4 protein-coding genes are annotated in these 4115 nt (G+C 66.0%); 2 read left to right on the top strand and 2 right to left on the bottom strand.

The genetic code is table 11. From position 1 onward, the window contains the following. Together VN419_RS05020 and VN419_RS05025 are read right to left on the bottom strand one after the other, a co-directional pair. Positions 1-872, bottom strand: an 872-nt coding sequence (locus VN419_RS05020) for an oligopeptide/dipeptide ABC transporter ATP-binding protein (RefSeq protein ID WP_325645094.1), incomplete at its 3' end; no start/stop codon positions are given. Next, on the bottom strand, positions 869-1897 hold the full coding sequence (locus VN419_RS05025; protein WP_325645096.1) for an ABC transporter ATP-binding protein: 1029 nt from the start codon (positions 1895-1897) through the stop codon (positions 869-871). The genes VN419_RS05020 and VN419_RS05025, both read right to left, overlap by 4 nt. A gap of 71 nt (positions 1898-1968) precedes the next feature. Between VN419_RS05025 and trmFO the strand changes: the two genes are divergently transcribed. Further along, positions 1969-3357 carry a methylenetetrahydrofolate--tRNA-(uracil(54)-C(5))-methyltransferase (FADH(2)-oxidizing) TrmFO gene (gene trmFO / locus VN419_RS05030; protein ID WP_325645098.1) on the top strand — a complete coding sequence of 463 codons (1389 nt, stop codon included), beginning with the start codon at positions 1969-1971 and terminating at the stop codon, positions 3355-3357. Between the two features lie 255 nt (positions 3358-3612). Beyond that, positions 3613-3882: an RNA-binding protein gene (locus VN419_RS05035; protein ID WP_325645100.1), complete on the top strand. Its 270-nt coding sequence runs from the start codon at positions 3613-3615 to the stop codon at positions 3880-3882. Positions 3883-4115: the final 233 nt, after the last annotated feature.

Raw genomic sequence — 4115 nt, forward strand, 5'->3', positions numbered from 1 at the left:
TGGAAGGGGCAGCCGGAAGGCGGCGCAAGGGGGCTGGGCAGCTCGCCCTTCAGCTCCTGGCGCATGTGCTTCCGGCCAGGGTCGGGCACGGGCACGGCGGAGAGCAGGGCGCTGGTGTACGGGTGCTTCGGAGCGCTGACCAAGGTCGCGGCCGGGGCGCTTTCCACCACCTTGCCCAGGTACATCACGGCGATGCGGTCGCACACCTGGCCCACCACGGCCAAGTCGTGGGAGATGAACAAATAGGTGAGGCCGAGGGTCTCGCGCAGGTCCTGCAACAGCAGCAGCACCTGGGCCTGGATTGATACGTCGAGCGCGCTCACGGGCTCGTCGCACACCACCAGCGCCGGGTTCAAGGCCAGGGCGCGGGCCACGGCCACGCGCTGGCGCTGGCCGCCGGAAAGCTGGTGCGGGTAGCGCCCGGCCATGGATTCCGGCAGGCCCACCAGGCGCAGCAGGTCCGAGGTCCTGGCCGTGCGCTCCGCGCCGGTGCCCACGCTGTGGATCACCAGCGGCTCGGCCACGATGGAGCCCACACGCATGCGCGGATCAAGCGAAGAGTAAGGGTCCTGAAAAATCATCTGCATCTGGCGGCGCAGATCCTTCTCCGGCCAGTCGGAAACATCGCGGCCCTGGAACTCCACGCGGCCCCGGGCCAGGGGCTCCAGCCCCAGGATGCAGCGGGCCAGGGTGGACTTGCCGCAGCCCGATTCGCCCACCAGGCCCAGGCTCTCGCCTTGCTGCAAGGTCAGGCTCACGCCGTCCACGGCGCGGGCCACGCCTTTCTTGAGGCCCATCAGGCCGCTGGTGACGGCGTAGTGCCGGGCCACGTCGAACAGTTCCAGCAGGGCGGGTTTCTGGTTCGAGTTCACGCGGCCCCCTGCTGCGCGGATTCGCACAGCCAGCAGCGCGATGAATGCCCGGGCGCGGCTGTGAACAGCGGCGGGGCCTCCTCGCAGCGGGCAAAGGCCTTTGCGCAGCGCGGCCGGAAGCGGCAGCCCGAGGGCAGATCGAAGATGCCCGGAACCATGCCTGGAATGGGCGCGAGCACGCGCTTCACGCCCAGGCGCGGCACGGAGGCGAGCAGGCCTTGCGTGTACGGGTGCGCGGGCGCGCTGAACAGTTCGGCCACGGGCGCTTCCTCCACCACCTGCCCGGCGTACATGACGGCCACGCGTTGCGCCGTCTCGGCCACCACGCCCAGATCGTGGGTGATGAGCATGATGCCCGAGCCTTTTTCGGCCTGGAGCCTGCGCATGAGGTCCAGGATCTGCGCCTGAATAGTCACGTCGAGCGCCGTGGTGGGCTCGTCGGCGAAGATCAGGTCCGGGTCGTTGGCCAGGGCCATGGCGATCATGACCCGCTGGCGCATGCCGCCGGAAAGTTCGTGCGGATAGCTTTGCGCGCGCGCGGCCGGGTTGGGGATGCCCACCAGCCCCAGCATCTCCACGGCGCGCTGCGCCGCCTCGGCCCGGCTGGCTTTCTTGTGCAGGCGGTAGCCTTCGGCGATCTGCTCGCCTACGCGGAACACCGGGTTCAGCGAGGTCATGGGCTCCTGGAAGATCATGGCGATGTGGTTGCCGCGCACGCCCTGCAGATCGGCCTCGCTCATGGAGAGCAGGTCTCGGCCGCGGTACAGCGCCTCGCCCTCGATGACGCGGCCCGGCGGATCCGGGATGAGGCCCAGCACGGAAAGCGCCAGCACGGTCTTGCCGCAGCCCGATTCCCCGACCACGGCCAGGGTTTCGCCTTGCCGAACGCTGACGCTCACTGTATCAACCGCCCTGGCGACGGTTGCCCCACCGGCTCCACCGGACTGGCGGGCAAAGGCCGTGGTGAGGCCCCGGATGTCGAGCAGGACGGGCTGTTCAGTGGTGCTGTCGTGGTGCTGCTTCATGGACCGCGCCGGGTTTGGGGTGCAGGGGCGAAAGGCTTGCGCGTAGAACAATCAAGAGGATACCGGAAATCATGGCGGATAACAACGAGGCTCAGGCCCCTGTGACGGGTTCGGAAAAGCGTGTGGCGCCCCGTGTGGCGATAATCGGCGGCGGACTGGCCGGGTGCGAGTGCGCCCTGGCCCTGGCCAAGGCGGGCGTTTTTGTGCGCCTGTTCGAGATGCGGCCGGAGAAGTCCTCCCCGGCGCACACCACCGGACATCTTGCCGAGCTGGTCTGTTCCAACTCCCTGCGCTCCGACGAGTTGACCACGGCCATCGGCTGCCTGAAGCTGGAGATGCGCGAGCTGGACAGCCTGGTGATGCACGCGGCCGACGCCACGCGCATTCCGGCCGGCAAGGCCCTGGCCGTTGACAGGGACCGCTTCGCCGAGTTCATCACCGCGCGGATAGAGGCCGAGCCGAACATCGAGGTCGTGCGCCAGGAGGTGCAGAGCCTGGACGCGCCGGAGCTTCACGGCTTCGACGCCGTGGTTGTCGCCGCCGGGCCGCTCGCCAGCGACGCGCTTGCCGCCAGCCTGGCCGAGGCCACGACGACCGAAGGCGGCCAGCGCCTGTATTTCTACGACGCCATCGCGCCCATCATCAGCCGCGACAGCGTGGACCTGGACATAGCCTTCTGGGGCAGCCGCTACAGGCCGGAGGAAGACGACTACCTCAACTGCCCCATGACCGAGGCCCAGTACGACGCCTTCCTTGCGGCGCTTATGGCCGCGGAAAAGGTCGCCCCGCGCGATTTCGAGAAGGAGATCCACTTCGAGGGCTGCCTGCCTGTGGAGGAAATGGCCGAGCGCGGCCGCCTGACCCTGTGCTTCGGGCCGCTGAAGCCCGTGGGCCTGCCCAACCCGCGCACGGGCGAGGAAGCCTTTGCCGTGGTCCAGCTGCGGGCGGAGAACGCGGAAAAGACCGCCTTCAACCTCGTGGGCTTTCAGACCAAGCTCAAGTACCCGGAACAGCAGCGCGTGTTCCGCATGATTCCCGGGCTGGAGAACGCCGAGTTCCTGCGCCTGGGCAGCATTCACCGCAACACCTTTGTGGATGCTCCGACTGTGCTGGACGCCGAGCTTTCGCTCAAGGCGCGGCCTGGCGTCTACCTGGCCGGGCAGATCACCGGCGTTGAGGGCTACCTGGAGAGCGCCGCGTGCGGCCTGTGGGTGGGGCTTTCGCTCGCCGCGAAGCTGACCGGAAGCACCCTTGCGCCGCCGCCGAACACCACGGCCCTGGGCGGTTTGCTGGGGCATTTGCGCACCCCGCCCGCCAAGCGCTTCCAGCCGTCCAACGCGCACTTCGGCCTGATGCCGGAGTTGAACCGCCGCGCGGGCAAGAAGATCCGCAAGGAGCTGTACGGCCAGCGCGCGCGCGAAAGCTTCACGGCCTGGCTGGCGGAGCGCGCGGGGAAATAGGCCTGGCGTTCGGGGGCGCAAGCCCGCGATGTTTATGCCCATGCGCCTTCGGAGAGGGCTTTTGCGCGGGGCGGCAGCGGGGCGCGAAAAAAAAGTGGTTCGAACCATGTTTTTTTTAAGATTTTATTCTTTCGGGTCTTTACATCTTTCTTTTGCGGAGTTAGCAGACATCATCTGGACACGCTGGCCGGAGGCTCTTTGCTCAGGCGTAATGGGCGACAATTTTTTACTGTTTTCTCTTAGGAGTTTTAGCGCATGTCGAAGTCTATCTATGTCGGCAACATCGCCTTCAGCACCTCCGAAGACGAGCTGCGTAACGTGTTCGCCCAGTACGGCGAAGTCCTGTCTGTGAAGTTCATCAATGACCGCGAGACCGGCCGCTTCCGCGGCTTCGGCTTCGTCGAGATGAACGACGCCGACGCCCTTGAGGCTGTCCAGGCCCTGAACGGCAAAGAACTCGGTGGCCGCGCTCTGAAGGTCAACGAGGCTCAGGCCCGCGAAGCCCGTCCTCCCCGCCGCTACTAAATCATATACCGAAGCACATTTAAAAGCCCCGGTCTGCGTAAGCGGACCGGGGCTTTTTTGTGCGTATTGGGTTGGGGTTGCCCCCACGTATTATACGCTTTTGGGGGTGGTGTGTAATGAGCGCGTCTCCATCTCGCCATGCGCACGCAAATGATTTCTAACGTTTAACTTGATTGCATCATATAGAGGCCTAGCCTCATTTTCCATCTGCTGAAAACCTTCAGATCGCTCTC

Source organism: Humidesulfovibrio sp., from assembly GCF_035560995.1.
In the GTDB taxonomy this organism is placed as follows: domain Bacteria; phylum Desulfobacterota; class Desulfovibrionia; order Desulfovibrionales; family Desulfovibrionaceae; genus Humidesulfovibrio.